Genomic DNA, 19478 nt, shown 5'->3' on the forward strand with positions numbered 1-19478 from the left:
TTGTTTTAAGACATTGCTAACCAGCGGCTAAGCGTTATCGAGCCCGCCATCGTCAAACAGCGAAAGCTGCTGGCGATTGGCGGGTTTTGCTTTTTTAGCGCGCCTAGTGGGAGGCCGATGCTGACTGGCCAGCTTATCCACAATGGCTTGGCTGTCTTCTCTTGCCTCGGGCGTTCGCCTGAGGTCATACAGCATTTTCTTCCAGTGGCGCGCCTCGGCTTCAAAATCGTGGGGGATGGGGTAGTTTACGTTCGGCTGAAAATCGAACCGCCGACGCAGGCTTTCCGGCAGTGCCCAGGGCTTGGCGCGCCACTCTAACGGCAGGGCCGTGAGCTCCGGCACCCAGCGGGCGACAAACTCGCCGTTGGGGTCATTATCTTCTGCCTGCTTGATGGGGTTGTAGACCCGCAGTGCATTGGTGCCCGTGGCGCCAGCCTGCATCTGCACCTGGGGGTAGTGGATACCCGGCTCGAAGTCGGTAAATAGCCGTGCCAAATGAAGAGCAGGTTCATACCAGTGTAGCCCCAGGCCAAAGGTGGCATGGGAGATCAGCATGGCGCGCATGCGAAAGTTGAGCCAGCCGGTGGCGGTCAGGCTGCGCATGCAGGCATCCACCAGCGGTACGCCGGTTTGGCCGTTCTTCCAGGCAATCAGGTTGGGGTGGTCGGGGTCGCGTTCCCGGAGGCCGCGCAGCGCCGGGTGGAGGGTTTGCGACTCGATGCTCGGCTCACTTTCCAGCTTTTGCATAAAGTGGCAGTGCCAGTAAAGCCGCGAGGTAAAGGCGCGCAGTGAGCGAGCCCAGGCGGTGTCGTCTGCATGCTTTTGCCGCTGGCGGCGCAGCGACTGGACGACTTCACGCATGGAGAGCGTGCCCCAGGCCAAGTGGGGCGAAAGCCGTGAGCCAAACTCCCAGGCTAGAAGCGGCTTGGATAGGGAACCGCGATAGCGCCGCCCGCGTTGAGTGACAAAGCTGCGCCATAGCGCGCGTCCTTCGTTGCGGCCGCCTGGCTGACGCTCGGGGCAGGGTGTTTTATCACATCCAAGCGTCAGGCTGTGAAGCTGATCAACGTCAATGTGGTGGAAGGCTTGCCACCCCTCGGCCATTTGGGCGTTTTGCGGGGCCGGGAAGGTAGGTGCCGTCATTAGCGCTTCCCACTGCTTTTCCCAGGCGTTGCGATTTTCCGATCTGGACTTCAAGCCTCGCACTACGCCATGCTGGCGCGCTTCCTGCCACTCAATACCCTGTTGACGGCACCAGCGACGGACCCTTTTATCGCGCTCAAAGCTCCAGCCATTGCCGGTTTCCTGATGGGAATGAAGAACCAGGTCGCCATAGCGGGCTTTCAGCGTAGCGAGCAGTTCAATCATAGTGCCCTGCCAGAGGCACAGCGGCAGGCTTAGGGTCTTCAGTGCGTGGGAAAGGTCGATAAGCGAGTCAGCGGCAAACTGCCAGTGGCGCAAGGCGCTATCCGGCGCTTGCCACTGCTCGGGTTCGATGGCGAAGACAGGCAGCACGGGGCCCGCCGCGGCAGCGGTGGCGAGCGGCGTGTGATCATGGATACGTAAATCGCGTTTGAACCAAACAACCTGAACAGGTGCCTTAGCCATACCTTACCTTGGCGGTTGAGGGCATTTCGCCACTAAGTCTATTCGCCGCTAGGCCACGACGTTACCATCAAGCCACCGTTTGCGTAATCAACTCAGCAGGACCCGTTCAAGAGGAGAGGCATCATGTATATCGCCATGAACCGTTTTCGTATTGCCCCAGGCCGTGAAGAGGACTTTTTAGAGGTGTGGCGCAACCGTGATTCACATCTGGAAGACGTGCCGGGCTTCAAGCAGTTTCATATGCTGCAGGGCGAAAGCCAGGAAGACCACACCGTGTTCATTTCCCACAGCGTTTGGGAATCGGAAGAGGCCTTCCGCGACTGGACTCGCTCAGACGCCTTTCGCAAGGCTCATGCCAATGCCAAGTCGCCCGAGGGCATTTATCTCGGTCCGCCCAAGTTCGAGGGTTATGAGGTGGTGCTGTAAGGCGCTCATTAATCAGGTATCGCATGGCCATTTGGCCATGCCTATCCACCCTTCTGACGAGCCATCACAGCTAGCGGTTTGAAAACGACATCGAGCGTTTTATTTGCGACTCGCTGCCAGATTTGCGAGATAAAATTTGTCGTGTTTTAAACGATTCGTGCCAATATACGACTAATAGAGCAGTACCCATGCGTGAGTGACAATGTGACTCAGCAACGGGAAGCCGAACAACGCCAGCGACGCCTATACCAATAAGAAAACTTGATAACTGACAGGTGACCGAGGTAGGAAAGATGGACTCTCATCAAGCAAATGACCAGACAGCAACACCAAATCGTTCGGGCGAACCGCAAACGCTGGGCTTTCTACTGTTGGATAACTTCACATTGATTTCCCTGGCCTCTGCCATAGAGCCTTTGCGGATGGCCAATCAATTGGCCGGGCGCGAGCTGTACCGCTGGTATACCCTGACCCAGGACGGCTTGCCCGTACGTGCCAGCGATGGTTTGCAGGTAACGCCTGATGCCTCCATGCATTCCCCGCTCTCGCTCGAGTGGGTGGTCGTTTGCGGCGGCGTAGGCCCTCATCGCAGTGTCACCCGCGAGCACGTACGCTGGCTTCAGTCCCAGTCGCGCCAATTGAGGCGTCTAGGTTCGGTATGCACAGGCAGTTGGGCGCTTGGCCAGGCGGGGCTGCTTGATCATTATGAAACCAGCATCCACTGGGAGTGTTTGGCGTCGATGCAGGAGGCGTTCCCCAACGTCATCCTGAACGCCAATCTCTTCTCAATTGACCGTGATCGATTCACGTCGTCGGGGGGCACCGCACCGCTCGATATGATGCTCCACCTGATTGGTCATGACCATGGCCGCGAGCTGTCGGCGGGTATCTCCGAAATGTTTATCTGCGAGCGCGTGCGTAACGAACAGGATCAGCAGCGTGTTCCTCTGAAACACGTATTGGGCACGACCCAGCCCAAGCTGCTTGAGATTGTGGCGCTGATGGAGTCCAACCTTGAAGAACCGATCGAGCTCGATGAACTGGCAAGGTACGTCAATGTGTCGCGCCGCCAGCTAGAGCGGTTATTCCAACGCTACCTGCTCTGCTCGCCGTCCAAGTATTACCTGAAATTGCGGTTGGTGCGTGCCCGACAATTACTCAAGCAAACCCCGTTGTCGATCATCGAGATTGCCTCTGTGTGCGGTTTCGTTTCGACTCCTCATTTCTCCAAGTGCTACCGCGAGTATTTCGGTGTGCCGCCGAGAAATGAACGCCTGGCTGGGTTTGAGCGCAAGAGCGATGGGAGCAAGTCGCCGCCGTTAATCAGGCAGTGGGGGAACGGATCGAATGCGCTAGAGCCTTACTCGGGCGCTCAACAGGCGCTTGCCAATGCACAGGGAGAACCGACGTTTGCCAGCGTATCGCTGATGAACTGATAGCCACTGGATAACCTATCTTCATAACGTGCTGCCCGGTGTCGGGCAGCACGTTTTTTTATGACTGCTACTCTCCATGTCAGCGTGACGCTGCGATAAATGTTTTGAAGGTGCGCGACGAGTGGTGGTGTTCGCGACACCATGACGCTTTTGGAATTTCCGCTGTCGTTTCCAAGAGCAGCCCATCCCGACGTCAGCGCTATGCTCGCTACATTCATCAATGTCGGAGCTTAGCCATGTCCCCTACAGAATTGCACGATGACGCTATCGTCATCGATGGTCTGATCATCGCCAAATGGAACCGTGAGCTGCTTGAAGATATGCGGCGCGGCGGTCTGACCGCTGCCAACTGTACGGTTTCGGTATGGGAAGGTTTCCAGGCGACCGTCGATAATATCGTTAGGTCCAACCAGTTGATGGCCGAATGCAGCGACCTGGTGCGCCCGGTGCGAACCACGGCGGATATCACCCGGGCCAAGGAAGAAGGCAAGACCGGCATCATCTACGGCTTCCAGAACGCCCACGCCTTTGAGGATCAGATCGGCTATGTCGAGATCTTCAAGCAGTTGGGCGTGGGCATCGTACAGATGTGCTACAACACCCAGAATCTGGTGGGAACCGGCTGCTACGAGCGCGACGGCGGCCTGTCCGGCTTCGGTCGCGAAATCGTGGCCGAGATGAACCGTGTCGGCATCATGTGCGACCTCTCGCACGTGGGCGCCAAGACCTCCGAGGAAGTCATCCTCGAGTCCCAGAAGCCGGTCTGCTACTCCCACTGCTTGCCTTCCGGGCTCAAGGAGCATCCGCGCAATAAATCCGATCAAGAGCTGAAGTTCATTGCCGACCACGGCGGCTTTGTCGGCGTCACCATGTTTACCCCGTTTCTCAAGAAGGGCGTTGATTCCACCATCGACGATTACTGCGAGGCCATCGAGTACATCATGAACATCGTGGGGGAGGATGCCATTGGTATCGGCACCGACTTCACCCAGGGGCATGACCATGAATTCTTCGAGTGGTTGACCCATGACAAGGGCTATGCCCGCCGCCTGACGGACTTTGGCACGATCATCAACCCTGAAGGGATTCGCACCATCGGGGAGTTCCCCAATCTGACCGAGGCGCTCCTGAAGCGCGGCATGAGCGAGTCCCAGGTGCGCAAGATCATGGGCGAGAACTGGGTGCGCGTGCTCAAGGATGTCTGGGGCGCCTGAATAAGCACAGGCGGCTGTCTCCGAAGTGAGGGGTTAGCCCCGTCGATAACCTGACATAACAAAGATTTTGAGGAATACAACCGTGACCAAACTGGCCCCCGCACTGCCTATCGAAGTGGATAGCGAGACCGGCGTCTGGACGAGCGACGCCCTGCCGATGCTGTATGTGCCGCGACACTTCTTTATCAACAACCATGTGGCCGTCGAAGAGGCGCTGGGTGCCGAGAAGTACGCAGAGATCCTGTACCACGCTGGTTACAAGAGTGCCTGGCACTGGTGCGAGAAAGAAGCCGAATGCCATGGGATCGAGGGCGTGGCCGTCTTCGAACATTACATGACGCGCCTCTCCCAGCGCGGCTGGGGACTCTTCATTACCGAACACATCGACCTCGAAGCCGGTACGGCGAGAGTGCGGCTGGAGCACAGTGCCTTTGTTTACCAGCTTGGCAAGACAGGAAAAAAGGAAGAGTACATGTTCACCGGTTGGTTTGCCGGGGCCATGGACCAGATTCTTGCCGCGCGTGGCAGCGACTTGCGTACCGTCGCTGAGCAGACACAGAGTGCCGCTGAGCCTGGTTGTGATGTGGGTGTCTTCAACGTTGGGCCGCTGAACGACGCCACCCGCTAACCGCGGGAATGAGGAGAGAAAATCATGGCATTTGACGCAATTTTCGAGCCGATCGAGATCGGCAAGCTGACCATTCGCAATCGCGTGGTCAGTACCGCCCACGCCGAGGTACACGCCACCGACGGGGGCATGACCACTGAGCGCTACGTCAGGTACTACGAGGAAAAGGCCAAGGGTGGCTGTGGTCTATCCATCTGCGGTGGCTCGTCGGTGGTGTCCATCGACAGCCCCCAGGGCTGGTGGAGCTCGGTTAATCTTTCCACCGACCGTATCATCCCGCACTTTCAGAACCTGGCGGACGCCGTGCACAAGCATGGCGGCAAGATCATGATCCAGATCACCCACATGGGGCGCCGTTCACGCTGGGACGGCTTCGACTGGCCGACCCTGCTATCGCCGTCAGGGATCCGTGAACCGGTGCATCGTTCCACCTGCAAGACCATCGAAGAGGAAGAAATCTGGCGCATCATCGGCGACTTTGCCCAGGCGGCTCGCCGGGCAAAGGAAGGTGGGCTGGACGGCGTCGAGCTTTCCGCCGTGCACCAGCATCTGATCGACCAGTTCTGGAGCCCCCGGGTCAACAAGCGCGAGGACGAGTGGGGCGGCAGCTTCGAGGGGCGCATGAAGTTCGGCCTGGAGGTGCTGAAGGCGGTACGCGCCGAGGTGGGTGACGACTTCTGCGTCGGCATGCGTATCTGCGGTGACGAGTTTCACCCGGACGGCCTCTCCCACGACGACATGAAGCAGATCGCCGCCTACTACGATGCCACCGGCCAGGTGGATTTCTTTGGCGTGATCGGCTCCGGCTGCGACACCCACAACACCCTGGCCAACGTCATCCCCAACATGTCCTACCCGCCGGAGCCTTTCCTGCACCTGGCGGCAGGGATCAAGGAAGTGGTCAATGTGCCGGTGATCCACGCCCAGAACATCAAGGATCCCAACCAGGCCCAGCGTATTCTCGAAGGGGGCTATGTGGATCTGGTGGGCATGACCCGGGCGCATATTGCCGACCCGCACCTGATCGCCAAGATCAAGATGGGCCAGGTGGACCAGATCAAGCAGTGCGTGGGCGCCAACTACTGCATCGACCGCCAGTACCAGGGTCTGGACGTGCTGTGTATCCAGAACGCGGCGACATCCAGGGAATACATGGGCCTGCCGCATATCATCGAGAAGACCGAGGGCGCCAAGCGCAAGGTCGTGGTGGTGGGCGGTGGCCCCGGCGGTATGGAAGCCGCCCGCGTTGCCGCCGAGCGCGGCCACGATGTCACCCTGTTCGAGGCGGCTGAAGCGCTGGGCGGACAGATCACCATTGCCGCCCAGGCCCCACAACGCGACCAGATCGCCGGTATCACCCGCTGGTTTCAGTTGGAGCTGGCGCGGCTTGACGTCGACCTGCGCCTGGGCACCCGCGCCGACGAGGCGGCGCTGCTCGACCTGCGTCCGGATATCGTGGTGCTGGCGACGGGCGGCCAACCCTTCCTCAGTCAGCATCCGGAGTGGGGCTACTCTGAGGATACCGGGGAAAGCCTGGTGGTCAGCACCTGGGATATACTCTCCGGCAAGGTGGCCCCCGGCAATAACGTGCTGATCTATGACGCCATCTGCGAATTTTCCGGCGTCTCGGCGGCGGATTTCCTTGCCGAAAAGGGCGCCAAGGTAGAGATCGTCACCGACGATATCAAGCCCGGCGCGGCGGTGGGCGGTACCACCTTCCCCACCTACTACCGCAGCCTCTACGAGAAAGAGGTGATCATGTCCTCCGACCTGATGTTGCATAAGGTCTACCGTGAAGGTGACGGCCTGGTGGCGGTGCTCGAGAATGAGTACACCGGTGCCCTGGAGGAGCGCGTGGTCGATCAGGTGGTGGTGGAGAACGGCGTGCGTCCCGATGAGGCGCTTTACTATGACCTCAAGGAACAATCCCGCAACAAAGGCCAGGTGGACCTTGAGGCGCTCTACGCCGCCCAGGCGCAGCCCTGCCTGATGGAAGAGGGCGGCGCCAATAGCGATGGCTTCCTGCTGTTCCGTCTGGGTGACTGCACGGCGCCGCGTAATACGCACGCCGCGATCTACGACGCCCTGCGGATCTGCAAGGATTTTTAACCACCAGTTGGAAGCCAGAAGCTAGAAGCTGGAAGTGAATCGCAGCGCTTTGCCCTTTTCTTCCGGCTTCCGGCTTCCAGCTTCCAGCTCGCCCGTTAGGTGAGCTGTGATGCTAAATACAATACTTCCGATACTGATTTTTACTGCCCTGGCCCTGGCGGTGATCGGTGCCTTGCGCCGTATACGCCTGTGGCGTCAGGGGCGGCCAGCACCCGTCAACCTGTTCAAGGGGCTGGCGGCGTTGCCGCGCCGTTACCTGGTGGACCTGCACCATGTCGTCGCCCGCGACAAAATGATCTCCAATACCCACGTGGCCACCGCTGGTGGCTTCGTGGCCGCCGCCGTGCTGATGATCCTGGTGCATGGTCTGGGTATCGCCAACCCGCTGCTGGGTGGGTTATTACTGCTTGCCAGTGCCTCAATGTTCATCGGCAGCCTCTTCGTGGCGCGGCGGCGTATCAATCCTCCGGCGCGCCTCTCCAAAGGCCCCTGGATGCGCCTGCCCAAGAGCCTGATGGCGTTTTCGGTTAGTGTCTTCCTGATCACCTTGCCCACGGTGGGCCTGCTACCCGAAGGCTTGCTTGAAGGAAGCGCCAGTTGGTTCCTTGTGGTGGTGCTGGTGGGCTTAGTGGCCTGGGGCCTGGGCGAAATGTTCTTCGGCATGACCTGGGGCGGTCCCATGAAGCACGCCTTTGCAGGCGCCCTGCATCTGGCTTTCCACCGTCGGCCCGAGCGCTTTTCAACCAAGAAAGGGGGCGGCGGTCGTTCAACGGGCCTCAAGGCGCTGAACCTGGAGGACGAGGCGGCGCCCCTGGGCGTGGAAAAGCCCGCCGATTTCACCTGGAATCAGCTGCTGGGCTTCGATGCCTGCGTACAGTGCGGCCGCTGCGAGGCGGCGTGTCCGGCCCTTGCCGCGGGTCAGCCGCTCAACCCCAAGAAACTGATCCAGGACATGGTCGTCGGCATGGCCGGTGGCAGTGATGCCAATTACGCTGGCACGCCTTACCCCGGCAAACCGGTGGGTGAGCACCACGGTACCCCCCATGGGCCGATCGTGGCCCCTGCTGCATTGCCGGAGGGCGCGTCGCTGGTGGACGCCGAGACGCTGTGGTCGTGTACGACCTGCCGCGCCTGTGTCGAAGAGTGCCCGATGATGATCGAGCACGTGGATGCGATTGTCGACATGCGCCGCCACCTGACGTTAGAGCGAGGCAAGACCCCCAACAAGGGCGCCGAGGTGCTCGACAACCTGATCGCCACCGACAACCTCGGCGGTTTTGATCCCGGCTCACGGCTCAACTGGGCGGCGGATCTCAACCTCCCTCGCATGGCAGACCTCCAACAGGTCGATGTGCTGTTGTGGCTGGGTGACGGCAGCTTTGACATGCGTAATCAGCGCACCCTGCGCGCACTGGTCAAGGTGCTGCGCGCCGCCGAGGTGGATTTCGCGGTCCTGGGAGATGAAGAGCGTGACAGCGGTGACGTGGCACGGCGTCTGGGCGACGAAGCAACGTTCCAGTCCCTGGCGAAGCGCAATATTGCCACCCTTTCCAAGTACCGCTTCCAGCAGATCGTCACCTGTGACCCCCACAGCTTTCATGTGTTGGGCAATGAGTATGGCGAGCTGGGTGGCGTCTATGAGGTACGTCATCACAGCACCTTCATTGCGGAATTGTATGACGCGGGCCGGCTGGCCTTCTCCCCCTGGAAGGGCGGCAGCGTCACCTATCACGACCCCTGTTACCTGGGGCGCTATAACGGCGAGTTTGAGGCGCCCCGCAACGTGCTCAAGGCGCTGGGCATCGAGGTCAAGGAGATGGAGCGCTCCGGCTCGCGCTCGCGCTGCTGCGGCGGCGGTGGCGGCGCGCCAATTACCGATATTCCCGGCAAGCAGCGGATTCCCGACATGCGCATGAATGACGTCAAGGAGAGCGGCGCCGAGCTGGTCGCGGTGGGCTGCCCCCAGTGCACGGCGATGCTGGAAGGCGTGGTGGATACCAGCGCCGAGGTGCGCGATATCGCTGAACTGGTGGCGGATGCCCTGGTGGAGCGTCCCGCCGGGGAGGCGTCCGGCGCGTCCCGCCAGCCCGCTGCAACGACGACAGCTGAAGAGGTGATCGTATGAGTGAGACTATTCGCTACAATCAGCGCCGCGATCCGCGTCGCGAGTGGATCGCCCGCAACCGTCTGCATCCCGAGCATGCCAGTGTGCTTGCCGAGATGGGCAACGGAGGCGCCAGTGAGTGGTTTGGGCCCAACGGTGTGGTGCGCAAGAACCCCCGTGCGGCCGGCTTTATCGGCCCCAATGGCATCAAGCGTATTGACCGTAGCGGTCTTCAGCAAGGCGGGCAGGCCGCCGCGACAACAGCGGCTCCTCAAGACAGCCGCCGCACAGTAACCATTGAAGATCCCGCCTTCCTGGTGGCCGTGGTGCCTGATCTGACCGGCGGGCGACTGTCAGGTCACGATAAGGACCTGCTGGGGCTGGCCCGGCAAATGGCGGATGCCGATGGCGAGCATCCCGGCGCCGTGGTAGCGATTGTGTTTGGCGAGCATAAAGAAGCGGCACTGGGCGACGCCGGTATTGATCGCATTGTGCACTTGGATGACGAGGTCTATGCGGGCTTTGCTCCGGAGGCGCGGCTGGCGGCCTTGAGCGCCGTAGAGCGGGAGATGGCACCCCGCTTCTGGCTGGTGCCCGACTCACCGCTCGGTGGCGGCGAGCAGGGGCGGCGCCTGGCCGTGCGGCTGGGTGAGCGTCCAGCGACCCAGGTCTGGCAGGTCGAGGCGGATGAACATAGCGCAACCGGATGGCGTTGTACGGCACGCGGTGCCGCCGGTACGAGCGATATTACCCGCCACCTGCCACGCGTTGTGCTGGCGCTTGCAGAATGCGCCGAGCCGGTCAGCGAGACCCGTCATGCCGCCCAGCCGGTCGAGCTGAACCAGCCTATGCCCGACGTGCTGGGACGTATCGAGGACATGGGCGAAGTCCCCGTCGATCCCGCCAGCGTGTCACTGGCAGAGGCGGAGTTCATTCTGTCGGCCGGGAATGGTGTCAAGGATTGGGAGGGCTACCACCACGCCGCCCAGGTGCTCGGTGCGGCCAAGGGAGCATCGCGCGTCGCCGTGGACGATGGATTCATGGCCCGCGATCGTCAGGTAGGCGCATCTGGCACCTGGGTGTCCGCGCGCGTCTATGTGGCGGTGGGCATTTCGGGGGCCATACAGCACCTCCAGGGTATTCAGACCTGCGAGAAGGTCGTTGCCATTAACCTGGACGAGCGGTGCGATATGGTCAAGCGAGCCGATCTCGCCGTCATCGGCGACGCCGGCGAAATCCTCGCCGCGCTGGTCGCACGTGTCGAGCGTTATCGAGAACAGCAGCAGGAGAATCGCGATGCCGCATAACGTCAACACATTGAATAACGCTGAGCTCAGCGTTGCTGTTCTGGTGTCGGTGGGGCGTCATCCGCTGACCGGGCGGGCGCGGCGTGCCGACCATGATGCCCGCGCGGTGGAAATGGCGCTGTCCCTGGGTGATGCCAGCGTTCAACTCATGCATGCAGGCGATGGTGGTGAATCCTGCGAGGACGCCATGCGTGGCTATCTGGGGATGGGCATCAGCAGGGTCAAACGCATTCAGCAGGACTCGGATGCCGACGTCGTTCCGGCTTTGGCCAACATACTGCGCTTCGCCGCGCCGCAGCTGGTGCTGACGGGGACGCGCGCCGAGACGGGAGAGGGCTCGGGTCTGGTGCCCTATATGCTGGCCGAGACACTCGGCTGGACGGTGGTCAGTGGCCTGGCGGAAATCGAAAGCATCGAGCAGGGTGTCGCCACGGTGCTGCAGGCGCTGCCACGGGGCAAACGCCGCCGCCTGAAGGTACGCTTACCGGCCATCGCCACGGTGGATAGCAGTGCCCCGGCCGCGCGCCAGAGCGCCTTCGGCCCAGCACGACGCGGTGAGTTGGCGGATTGTGCCTGCGCCAGCGTGACCGATGAGCTGCAAACCCAGTGGCGTGTGCAGCCCGCACGCAAGCGGCCCAAACGGCTAAAAATCGTCAAGTCAGCCTCGGCGCGAGACCGTTTCAAGGCAGCAGCGGCCAAGGCCGACAGCGGCGGCGGACAACTGTTGAACGATGTGACACCCGAACAGGGCGCCGAGGCGATTTTTACGCTACTCAAGGAGGAAGGCGTGCTGCGCTGAGGTGCCTTTATCACACTGTATTCAATCGCCTTTTAAGCTCGCCTCTCGGCGGGCTTTTTCACGGCTGGACGGGCTATTTGCCAACCCAGCCCGGATACAGTTCAAGGCGCTGGCGTTCCAGGTGCAAGCCGCGCCAGGCGTGCAGCACCAGCACCGTGATCACGACCGCCCCTCCCATGAGCGTCGAGACGCCAGGCGTCTCGCCCAATAGCCACCAGACCCATAGCGTGCCCAGCGCGGTTTCGACCAGATAGAACAGCGCCACCTCAGTCGACGGCAGGTAGCGGGTGGCGCTGTTGATCAGCACCGTGGCCAAGGGCATCTGTATCAGCCCCATCAACGCCAGTACGCCATAGCGTTCGGCGTCCAGGGTCAGCGGTGACGCCATGGGCAGGGCAATGGCCGCCGAAAGCAGGCCGCCGCCAGCGACCACCGTCATGGTGTCAATCGCTGGATAGCGGCGTAGCAGCGTCAGGTTGCCGCCAATGGCCGCTGCTGCCGCCAGGGCGTAAAGGTTACCTGCCAGCATCCCCATGGCACCGTCGCCCATGAAGACCAGGCTCATACCCAGCATGCAGACGGCAATGGCCACCAGGGTTCGCAGCGCGACGCTTTCGCCCAGAAAAATCCGCGAGAAAAGCGCGGCAAACAGCGGTGCGGTGCTCAGGATTACCACCACGTTGGCCACCTTGGCGTTCATGACCGCCAGCACAAACAGGCTGGATATCAGCCCCAGCAACAGGGCGGAGGCAAGTGAGGAAACCGGGTGACGGCTCAGCGTCGCCAGCCGCTTGCCTGCCCAGCACACAAGCCCCAGCACGCAGCACATCAATAACCCGCGCCAGAACACGATGGTCCAGCCGTCGGTGCGCGCCAGGCGTATCAGCAAACCGTCGAAGCTGAGAAACATCACGCCCAGCACCACCATGACGAGACCACGCTGGTAATGACTTGTTGGCATTGTCGGACTCCCGGCCGTGAATACAAAGAGGACCGCCCACCGGTCAGGTGGGCGGTTGGGGCATTCAGGCGGGCCAAAGGTCATTGGCTCGCCTGATTTTCCTGTGCCTAGGGGGTGTCGACCTTGGCCGCAGTCGCCGCAGCGGCGTTCTGGAGGCGGGGGCGCACCACCCGGTAGCCGACGGCACCGGCAAGCAGCAGCATACCGCCGCAGCCGACCGCCAGCAGGTAGCCACCCTGCACCGCGCCGGAGGAGAGCCCGAAGCGCTCGGCGAAGCCCGCCAGGGTAACCGCGTATTGTTGCCACAAGAACAGCCCGATAGCGACCCCGGAGAGCATGGTGCATAGCGCGATCCAGCGGGTGCCGGACACCCAGCCGCTCAGTGCCCGGGCATCGAATTCATGCAGGGAGGCCCGGTAATCGGCTTCGGCTGGGCTGACGCGGGTCAGGGCGGACGCCAGTATAATGGCCGCCAGCGCCATCAGCGTGCTCAGCAACACCGGGTGCAGGTATACCGGCAGGCTGACCCACTCGGCCTGCACCATCAGGGAGAGGATCAGGTTGCCGACAAAACCGACCGCCAGGCCCCAACTGGCGCCCGCAGCGGTAATCCGCCGACTCCAGATGCTCATCAGGGCCACCGGCCCCCAGGAGGAGGCAAACAGCGTGGCGGCAAACCAGACCACCGCCATGACCGCCGGCGGCTGGAAGAGCGCCAGCACCAGCGCGATCAGTCCCGCTGCAAGTACCGCGATCCGGCTCTTGCGCAAGGCCGATTTCTCGTTCAGCGAGGCGGGCAGAATATCGTTGGAAAGGCTAAAGCCGATGATCGACAGGAACGTCGAGCAGGACGACAGCCCGGCCGCGAATACCCCGGTCAGAATGACCACCCCAAGCCAGGCGGGCAGGATATTGAGCGCCACCCAGACCATGGAGCGTTCGGGGTCGAGGGTCGGGTCGTAGAGATTGATCGCCGCACCGGTCATCATCATCAGCGCATAGAAGACGCCGAGTGCCACCGCCGTGAGCATGGCCGAGCGCATCACCACGTGCTCGTTACGCGCCATCAGGTAGCGGCTGGACTGCCAGGGGCTGGCCGCCCGCACCGCCGCCCAGACGAGGCCCAGGGTCAACCCCCAGACGAGCGCCTCGCCGGGGGAGGAGAAGCTGGCATCAGGCCCTTCGATCACCCCGTGCCACAAGGCAATGCCGGGCTTGTCGGTCTGGCTCAGCAGGCCCTCGACAACGCCGCTCCAGCCACCCAGGTCGTGGATCACGTAGAGCGACCCGCCCACTGCGGCCAGCGAGAAGATCACGAACATGACGGTATCGGTCAACATCACACCGGGCGAGCCCGAATAGAGAATAAAGCCGGTGTAGGTCGCCCACACCAGCACCAGACCCACCCAGTAGGGCATGCCGGTCAGCTCGGCGAACATGATGCCCGCACCCTGCATGACCCCCAGCAGGTACGCCCCCAGGCCGAACACCGTGGTGAGCCCGGCAATGATCTGGACGCGCCGCGAGGCAAAGCGCTTGCCAAAAAACTCCGGCACGGTCTTGGCGCCGCTGCGGCGTAGGTAGCGGCCGAACACCAGCGCGCCCAGCAGGCAGCCCGAGGTGCTGACCGCGGCAAAAATCAGCATGACGAACGGGTAGCCCTGATAGGCAAAGCCCGTTTCGCCGAGAAAGGCGCTGGTACTCAGGTAGCTGGCCACCAGCGTGCCCAGGATAAAGAAGGTAGGCGCATTGCGACCGGCGACCAGATAGTCATCCAGCCCCTTGACGCGTCGTCCGGCCAGATGGCCGATGACAAAATAGCCGACCAGGCTCAACAGTATTGCGGTGGTATAAATCATGAGTATAACCATGGGGTTGTTGACATTGTTCAGGCATGATGCAGCGCTTTGTCGGCGTGCTCATTGTTGCCAGCGGCACCCATTGCAGCAATAACGACACCCACAAACGGGGCGCCATGATAATGGCGCCCCGATAGCAGCAGAGCGTCGATCAGCGCGCCGGGGTGGGCACGGCGTTGAGCTCCCGCCACTCCTTGTGCAACCCCATGTAAAGGCTGAAGCACATCACCAGCAGCACCAGCGTGAAGGGCAGCCCGGTGGCCACGGCGCCTGCCTGCAGCGCGCTGAGTGCCGTGTTGCCGCCGCCGTACAGCAGCACGCCGGCAATCACGCCCTCAAGCGCGGCCCAGAACACCCGCTGGCCCTTGGGCGCATCGGTCTTGCCGCCCGCGGTGATGTTGTCGATCACCAGTGAACCAGAGTCCGACGAGGTAATGAAGAACACCAGCACCAGAATGATCGCGAGCGTCGAGGTGATGCTGGTCAGGGGGAGTTGCTCCAGCATGTGGAACATGGCCAGCGATACGTCGCCAATGCCATTGGCCAGCTCGCCTACGCCGTTTGAGGCCTGGAAAAGCGCCGTGCCGCCAAAGGCGCTCATCCACACCAGGGTGACCAGCGTCGGCACCAGTAGCACGGCGATCAGGAACTCACGCACCGTGCGTCCCTTTGATACGCGGGCAATGAACATGCCGACGAACGGCGACCAGGAAATCCACCACGCCCAGTAAAAGATCGTCCAGCCGTGGTACCAGGTATCGTCCTCGCGGCCAATCCAGTTCGACAGCGGCAGCAAGTGGCCCACGTAGTCCAGCGCCGTGGTGCCGATCCCGGTCACGATCATCAAAGTCGGTCCTGCGATCACCACAAACAGCAATAGCAGTGCGGCGATGACCATGTTGATGTTCGAGAACAGCTTGACACCACCGTCGATGCCCCGCCATACCGAGAACAGCGCAATCACCGTCACGGCCACGATAATCGCCAGCTGGGTGCCGATGGTATTGGGGATGCCGAACAGGTAGGCAAGCCCACCGGCTGCCTGGGTGGCGCCAAAGCCAAGCGAGGTGGCCAGGCCGAAGATGGTGGCCAGCACGGCAAAGATGTCGATGATATGGCCCGCCCAGCCCCTCGTCCGCTCGCCCAGTATCGGGTAGAAGGCGGAACGCAGCGTCAGCGGCATGCCTTTGTTATAAGCGAAGAAGGCCAGGGACAGGGCGACCACGCCGTAGATTGCCCAGGGGTGCAGGCCCCAGTGGAACATGGTCGCCCCCATGGCGGCGCTGGCGCCCTCCGGGGTCCCCGCCGGTGCATTCAGGGGGGTGCCGTACCAGTCGGTGTAGTAGGCCACCGGTTCGGCCACGCTCCAGAACATCAGGCCGATGCCCATGCCCGCCGCAAACAGCATGGCGAACCAGGAGGCGAGCGAGTATTCCGGCTTGGCGTCCTTGCCGCCCAGGCGAATCCGCCCCAGCGGCAGGCAGATCAACACGAGGCAGAACACGACAAAGATATTGCCCGCGATCATGAACAGCCAGTCGAAGTGTTCGATCGACCAGTTCTTGGCAAAGCCCAGATGACTGTTGGCAGCATCCGGGTAGATGAGCGCGTAAAGAATGAAGGCCAGAATGGCCAGCGCCGACAGCGGGAAAACCGGATTATGAAAATCCAGCCCCATTATCTGAGTGTTGTCCTGTCCGGGCGACAGGACCGGGTCGTCATTGTTGTTCATTGGGTTTCCTTGGTGGCTCTTGTTAGGCGTCGGTGAGGCGTACGCGCCACCGAACCTGCAAATTGTTGAGCCTGTTTCAGAACAACAGTGTCGTGAAAGCGACCTCCATCTATCCGTCCTGACGGGGATGTCTCGAATAGATATGTGAATGCCTTTGCTGAGCAAGTCCCGGGAGGCGGAGGAGATAGGCTGGATAAGCGCAATTCACTCTATCGAGCAGAATAATAATCCACAGGAGCCAGCCATGAATGCAGCCAATCGCGGAGTCGTCTACAAGGGGCCGGGTGAGGTCGCCGTTGAGTCTATCGCTTATCCCGAACTTGCCCTTGGTAATCGCAAGTGCGAGCACGGCGTGATTCTCAAGGTCGTCACAACCAACATCTGCGGCAGCGACCAGCATATGGTTCGCGGCCGCACCACCGCCCAGCCTGGCCTGGTACTCGGCCACGAAATCACCGGCATGGTGGTCGAGGCCGGTCGCGACGTTGAATTTATCAAGCCGGGCGACCTGGTCTCGGTGCCGTTCAATATTGCCTGTGGCCGCTGCCGCAACTGCAAGTCCGGCCAGACCGGCATCTGCCTCAACGTCAATCCATCGCGTCCTGGTGCCGCCTACGGCTACGTGGACATGGGCGGCTGGGTCGGCGGTCAGACCGAATACGTCATGGTCCCCTATGCCGACTTTAACCTGCTGAAATTCCCGGACGCCGATCAGGCCATGGAGAAGATCAAGGACCTGACGCTGCTCTCCGATATCTTCCCCACCGGCTTCCACGGCTGTGTGACAGCCGGTGTCGGCCCAGGCAGCACCGTCTATATCGCCGGAGCGGGTCCCGTCGGGCTGGCGGCGGCGGTTTCCGCCCAACTGCTGGGCGCGGCCTGTGTGATCGTCGGCGACATGATCGAAGAGCGCCTGGTCCAGGCCCGTAGCTTTGGCTGCGAGACCATCGACCTGACCCAGGACGGCGACATGGCCGACAAGATCGAGGTGATTCTCGGCGAGCGTGAGGTCGATGCCTTTGTCGACTGCGTCGGCTTCGAGGCCCACGCCTGCGGCTGCAACCACGGCAAGGAAGCGCCTGCCACGGTGCTCAACTCGGCGATGTCGCTGACCCGCGCGGGCGGCCAGATCGGCATTCCCGGCCTCTACGTGACCGAAGACCCAGGTTCGGAAGACGAGGCGGCCAAGCAGGGTGCCCTGAGCATGCGCTTTGGTCTCGGCTGGGCCAAGTCCCACAGTTTCCATACCGGTCAGTGTCCGGTAATGAAGTACCATCGCCCGCTGATGCAGGCTATTCTGTTTGGCAAGGTCAATATCGCCGATGCGGTCAATGTCCAGATGATCAACCTGGATCAGGCGCCCCAGGGTTATGCCGACTTCGACGGCGGTGCGGCCAAGAAATTCGTCATCGATCCCCATGGCAGCGTGGCCTGATAGCTGAGGCAACCGCCTAGCAACGTCTGCTCCCGTCTGAGGGCAGGTTAGTGAGATCCTAGACGGCGCCCTGCGGGGTGCCGTCTTCGTTCCTCCGTTAAAAAAAGCCGTAGAGCTAATAATGAGTGACCAATGACCGTCCAGACCGTGACTCCAAAGCGCCCCTTCCGCGGCAAGCCCCGCGGCCGTGAACTCGATCCCATCCGCCTTGAGGACTTGCGCGACCTTCTGGGCGACGAACGCCGGAACGCCGCGCTGCGCCGCCGCGACCTGCTGATCGAACACCTGCACGTCATCCAGGATGCTCGAGGCCATCTGCTGCTGGCGGATCTGCGTGCCCTGGCGACCTACATGAACCTGCCCATGGCCGCCGTCTACGAGACCGCGACCTTCTATGCTCACTTTGACGTTATCCATGACGACCAGCAGGCGCCGCCTGCGGTGACTATCCGCGTCTGCGATTCCCTGTCCTGTCAGCTGGCCGGTGCCGAGGCGCTCAAGGCACAGCTGGAAGCCAACGTGGATGTCGAGCAGGTGCGGGTACTGCGGGCGCCCTGCATGGGCCGCTGCGACACGGCACCGGTGGCCGAGGTGGGGCACTATCATGTGCCGTTCGCCACCCAGGCGCGCGTCGCGTCGGTGATCGAGGGAGGGCACTTCCATCCCGAGCCCGTCAACTGGCAGCGCCTTGACGACTATCGCGGCGAGGGTGGCCTGGCATTGCTTCAGGCCTGCCGTGCAGGCGATGTCACGGTAGACGAACTGATGGAGGCGATGCAGCAGGCCAATCTGCGTGGCCTGGGTGGCGCGGGGTTCCCGACCTTCAAGAAGTGGTATTTCGTACGCCAGGAGGCCGGGCCCCGCTATTGCGCCATCAATGCCGACGAGGGCGAGCCCGGCACCTTCAAGGACCGCTATTACCTGGAGCGCTCCCCGCACCAGTTCCTGGAAGGGGCCCTGGTCAGCGCCTGGGCGGTCGACGCGGAGGCACTGTATATCTACCTGCGCGATGAATACCCGGCCTTGCATGGCGTGCTACGCGAGGCCATTGGCGAGCTCGAGGCGGCGGGCCTGGTGGCGCCTGGCTATATCGTACTGCGGCGCGGCGCGGGGGCTTACATCTGCGGTGAAGAGTCGGCGATGATCGAGTCCCTGGAAGGCAAGCCGGGCAAGCCTCGCCATCGCCCGCCGTTTGTGGCCCAGAGGGGGCTCTTTGATCAGCCGACGCTGGTCAATAATGTCGAGACCGTCTACTGGATCCCGATGATCTGGCAGCGCGGCGCGGAGGCCTTTGCAAGCCAGGGTCGCCATGGCCGGGTGGGGGTGCGCAGCTTCTCGGTCTCAGGTCGGGTCAAGCACCCCGGCGTGTATCTGGCACCGGCGGGGATCACCTTAAACGAGCTGATTGACGAGTACTGCGGCGGCATGGCCGACGGCCATCGACTGGTGGCCTATCTACCCGGCGGCGCCTCGGGCGGCATTCTGCCCGCGGCCAAGGCCGATATCCCCCTCGACTTTGACACCCTCCAGGAGCACGGCTGCTTTATTGGCTCCGCCGCGGTGATCGTGCTTTCCGACCAGGACGATCTGCGCGGGGTCGCGACCAATCTGCTGGCGTTCTTTGCCGACGAATCCTGTGGTCAGTGCACGCCCTGCCGGGTGGGCACGGAAAAGATGCTCACCCTGCTCGAACGCAACGAGTGGGACGCCGGGCTGATGACGCAGCTCTCACAGGTGATGGTGGACGCCTCCATCTGCGGGCTTGGCCAGGCGGCGCCCAATCCGGTACTGGGGCTGCTCAAGGATTTTCGCGGCGAGCTTGCCGCCCAGAACGTCATCGTCAAGGGGTAGGGGAGATGA

14 protein-coding genes are annotated in these 19478 nt (G+C 62.0%); 10 read left to right on the top strand and 4 right to left on the bottom strand.

Features of this window, described 5'->3' with window-relative positions:
* Window positions 1-27 precede the first annotated feature (27 nt).
* Complete coding sequence (locus ADS46_RS00510) at window positions 28-1608, bottom strand: FAD-binding domain-containing protein (protein ID WP_066314806.1); 1581 nt, start codon at window positions 1606-1608, stop codon at window positions 28-30.
* 123 nt (window positions 1609-1731) lie between these two features.
* On the opposite strand from ADS46_RS00510, the gene ADS46_RS00515 reads away from it, so the two are divergent.
* From ADS46_RS00515 to ADS46_RS00550, 8 genes are all read left to right on the top strand, one after another.
* Window positions 1732-2034, top strand: a complete 303-nt coding sequence (locus tag ADS46_RS00515) for an antibiotic biosynthesis monooxygenase family protein (RefSeq protein ID WP_066314808.1) — start codon at window positions 1732-1734, stop codon at window positions 2032-2034.
* A gap of 293 nt (window positions 2035-2327) precedes the next feature.
* Window positions 2328-3470, top strand: a complete 1143-nt coding sequence (locus tag ADS46_RS00520) for a GlxA family transcriptional regulator (protein ID WP_066314810.1) — start codon at window positions 2328-2330, stop codon at window positions 3468-3470.
* Between the two features lie 236 nt (window positions 3471-3706).
* On the top strand, window positions 3707-4684 hold the full coding sequence (locus ADS46_RS00525; protein ID WP_066314813.1) for a dipeptidase: 978 nt from the start codon (window positions 3707-3709) through the stop codon (window positions 4682-4684).
* Between the two features lie 82 nt (window positions 4685-4766).
* Window positions 4767-5312 (top strand): DUF5943 domain-containing protein, encoded by a 546-nt coding sequence (locus ADS46_RS00530; RefSeq protein ID WP_066314816.1) that lies wholly within the window; start codon window positions 4767-4769, stop codon window positions 5310-5312.
* A 24-nt stretch (window positions 5313-5336) separates the two neighbouring features.
* Window positions 5337-7421 (top strand): dimethylglycine demethylation protein DgcA, encoded by a 2085-nt coding sequence (gene dgcA / locus ADS46_RS00535; RefSeq protein WP_066314820.1) that lies wholly within the window; start codon window positions 5337-5339, stop codon window positions 7419-7421.
* 109 nt (window positions 7422-7530) lie between these two features.
* The gene (locus tag ADS46_RS00540; protein WP_066314823.1) at window positions 7531-9546 is read left to right on the top strand and encodes a (Fe-S)-binding protein; all 2016 of its coding nucleotides are present in this window, start codon (window positions 7531-7533) and stop codon (window positions 9544-9546) included.
* Entirely contained in the window at window positions 9543-10832 is a 1290-nt protein-coding gene (locus tag ADS46_RS00545) for an electron transfer flavoprotein subunit alpha/FixB family protein (RefSeq protein ID WP_066314826.1), read from the top strand. The genes ADS46_RS00540 and ADS46_RS00545 overlap by 4 nt, the downstream gene beginning before the upstream one ends.
* Window positions 10822-11631 carry an electron transfer flavoprotein subunit beta gene (locus ADS46_RS00550; protein ID WP_066314829.1) on the top strand — a complete coding sequence of 270 codons (810 nt, stop codon included), beginning with the start codon at window positions 10822-10824 and terminating at the stop codon, window positions 11629-11631. The genes ADS46_RS00545 and ADS46_RS00550 overlap by 11 nt, the downstream gene beginning before the upstream one ends.
* 73 nt (window positions 11632-11704) lie before the next feature.
* Here ADS46_RS00550 and ADS46_RS00555 read toward each other — a convergent pair whose 3' ends face one another.
* From ADS46_RS00555 to ADS46_RS00565, 3 genes are all read right to left on the bottom strand, one after another.
* Window positions 11705-12592: a DMT family transporter gene (locus tag ADS46_RS00555; RefSeq protein ID WP_066314832.1), complete on the bottom strand. Its 888-nt coding sequence runs from the start codon at window positions 12590-12592 to the stop codon at window positions 11705-11707.
* A gap of 107 nt (window positions 12593-12699) precedes the next feature.
* Window positions 12700-14451 carry a sodium:solute symporter family protein gene (locus ADS46_RS00560; protein WP_066314834.1) on the bottom strand — a complete coding sequence of 584 codons (1752 nt, stop codon included), beginning with the start codon at window positions 14449-14451 and terminating at the stop codon, window positions 12700-12702.
* A 151-nt stretch (window positions 14452-14602) separates the two neighbouring features.
* Window positions 14603-16183, bottom strand: a complete 1581-nt coding sequence (locus tag ADS46_RS00565) for a BCCT family transporter (RefSeq protein ID WP_066314836.1) — start codon at window positions 16181-16183, stop codon at window positions 14603-14605.
* A gap of 244 nt (window positions 16184-16427) precedes the next feature.
* Between ADS46_RS00565 and fdhA the strand changes: the two genes are divergently transcribed.
* Entirely contained in the window at window positions 16428-17618 is a 1191-nt protein-coding gene (fdhA, locus tag ADS46_RS00570) for a formaldehyde dehydrogenase, glutathione-independent (protein ID WP_066314838.1), read from the top strand.
* 132 nt (window positions 17619-17750) lie between these two features.
* Window positions 17751-19469: an NADH-ubiquinone oxidoreductase-F iron-sulfur binding region domain-containing protein gene (locus ADS46_RS18675; protein ID WP_066314845.1), complete on the top strand. Its 1719-nt coding sequence runs from the start codon at window positions 17751-17753 to the stop codon at window positions 19467-19469.
* The last annotated feature ends 9 nt before the right edge of the window (window positions 19470-19478 follow it).

It is taken from the genome of Halomonas sp. G11 (genome assembly GCF_001663515.1).
Classification (GTDB): domain Bacteria; phylum Pseudomonadota; class Gammaproteobacteria; order Pseudomonadales; family Halomonadaceae; genus Vreelandella.

What these genes read in the sequence shown, in the direction of transcription:
- ADS46_RS00540 (WP_066314823.1), top strand. Translation starts at nt 7,531, where the DNA reads ATGCTAAATACAATACTTCCGATACTGATTTTTACTGCCCTGGCCCTG.
- ADS46_RS00545 (WP_066314826.1), top strand. Translation starts at nt 9,543, where the DNA reads ATGAGTGAGACTATTCGCTACAATCAGCGCCGCGATCCGCGTCGCGAG.
- ADS46_RS00565 (WP_066314836.1), bottom strand. Translation starts at nt 16,183, where the DNA reads ATGAACAACAATGACGACCCGGTCCTGTCGCCCGGACAGGACAACACT.
- ADS46_RS00520 (WP_066314810.1), top strand. Translation starts at nt 2,328, where the DNA reads ATGGACTCTCATCAAGCAAATGACCAGACAGCAACACCAAATCGTTCG.
- dgcA (WP_066314820.1), top strand. Translation starts at nt 5,337, where the DNA reads ATGGCATTTGACGCAATTTTCGAGCCGATCGAGATCGGCAAGCTGACC.
- ADS46_RS00515 (WP_066314808.1), top strand. Translation starts at nt 1,732, where the DNA reads ATGTATATCGCCATGAACCGTTTTCGTATTGCCCCAGGCCGTGAAGAG.
- ADS46_RS00525 (WP_066314813.1), top strand. Translation starts at nt 3,707, where the DNA reads ATGTCCCCTACAGAATTGCACGATGACGCTATCGTCATCGATGGTCTG.
- fdhA (WP_066314838.1), top strand. Translation starts at nt 16,428, where the DNA reads ATGAATGCAGCCAATCGCGGAGTCGTCTACAAGGGGCCGGGTGAGGTC.
- ADS46_RS18675 (WP_066314845.1), top strand. Translation starts at nt 17,751, where the DNA reads ATGACCGTCCAGACCGTGACTCCAAAGCGCCCCTTCCGCGGCAAGCCC.
- ADS46_RS00560 (WP_066314834.1), bottom strand. Translation starts at nt 14,451, where the DNA reads ATGATTTATACCACCGCAATACTGTTGAGCCTGGTCGGCTATTTTGTC.
- ADS46_RS00550 (WP_066314829.1), top strand. Translation starts at nt 10,822, where the DNA reads ATGCCGCATAACGTCAACACATTGAATAACGCTGAGCTCAGCGTTGCT.
- ADS46_RS00555 (WP_066314832.1), bottom strand. Translation starts at nt 12,592, where the DNA reads ATGCCAACAAGTCATTACCAGCGTGGTCTCGTCATGGTGGTGCTGGGC.
- ADS46_RS00510 (WP_066314806.1), bottom strand. Translation starts at nt 1,608, where the DNA reads ATGGCTAAGGCACCTGTTCAGGTTGTTTGGTTCAAACGCGATTTACGT.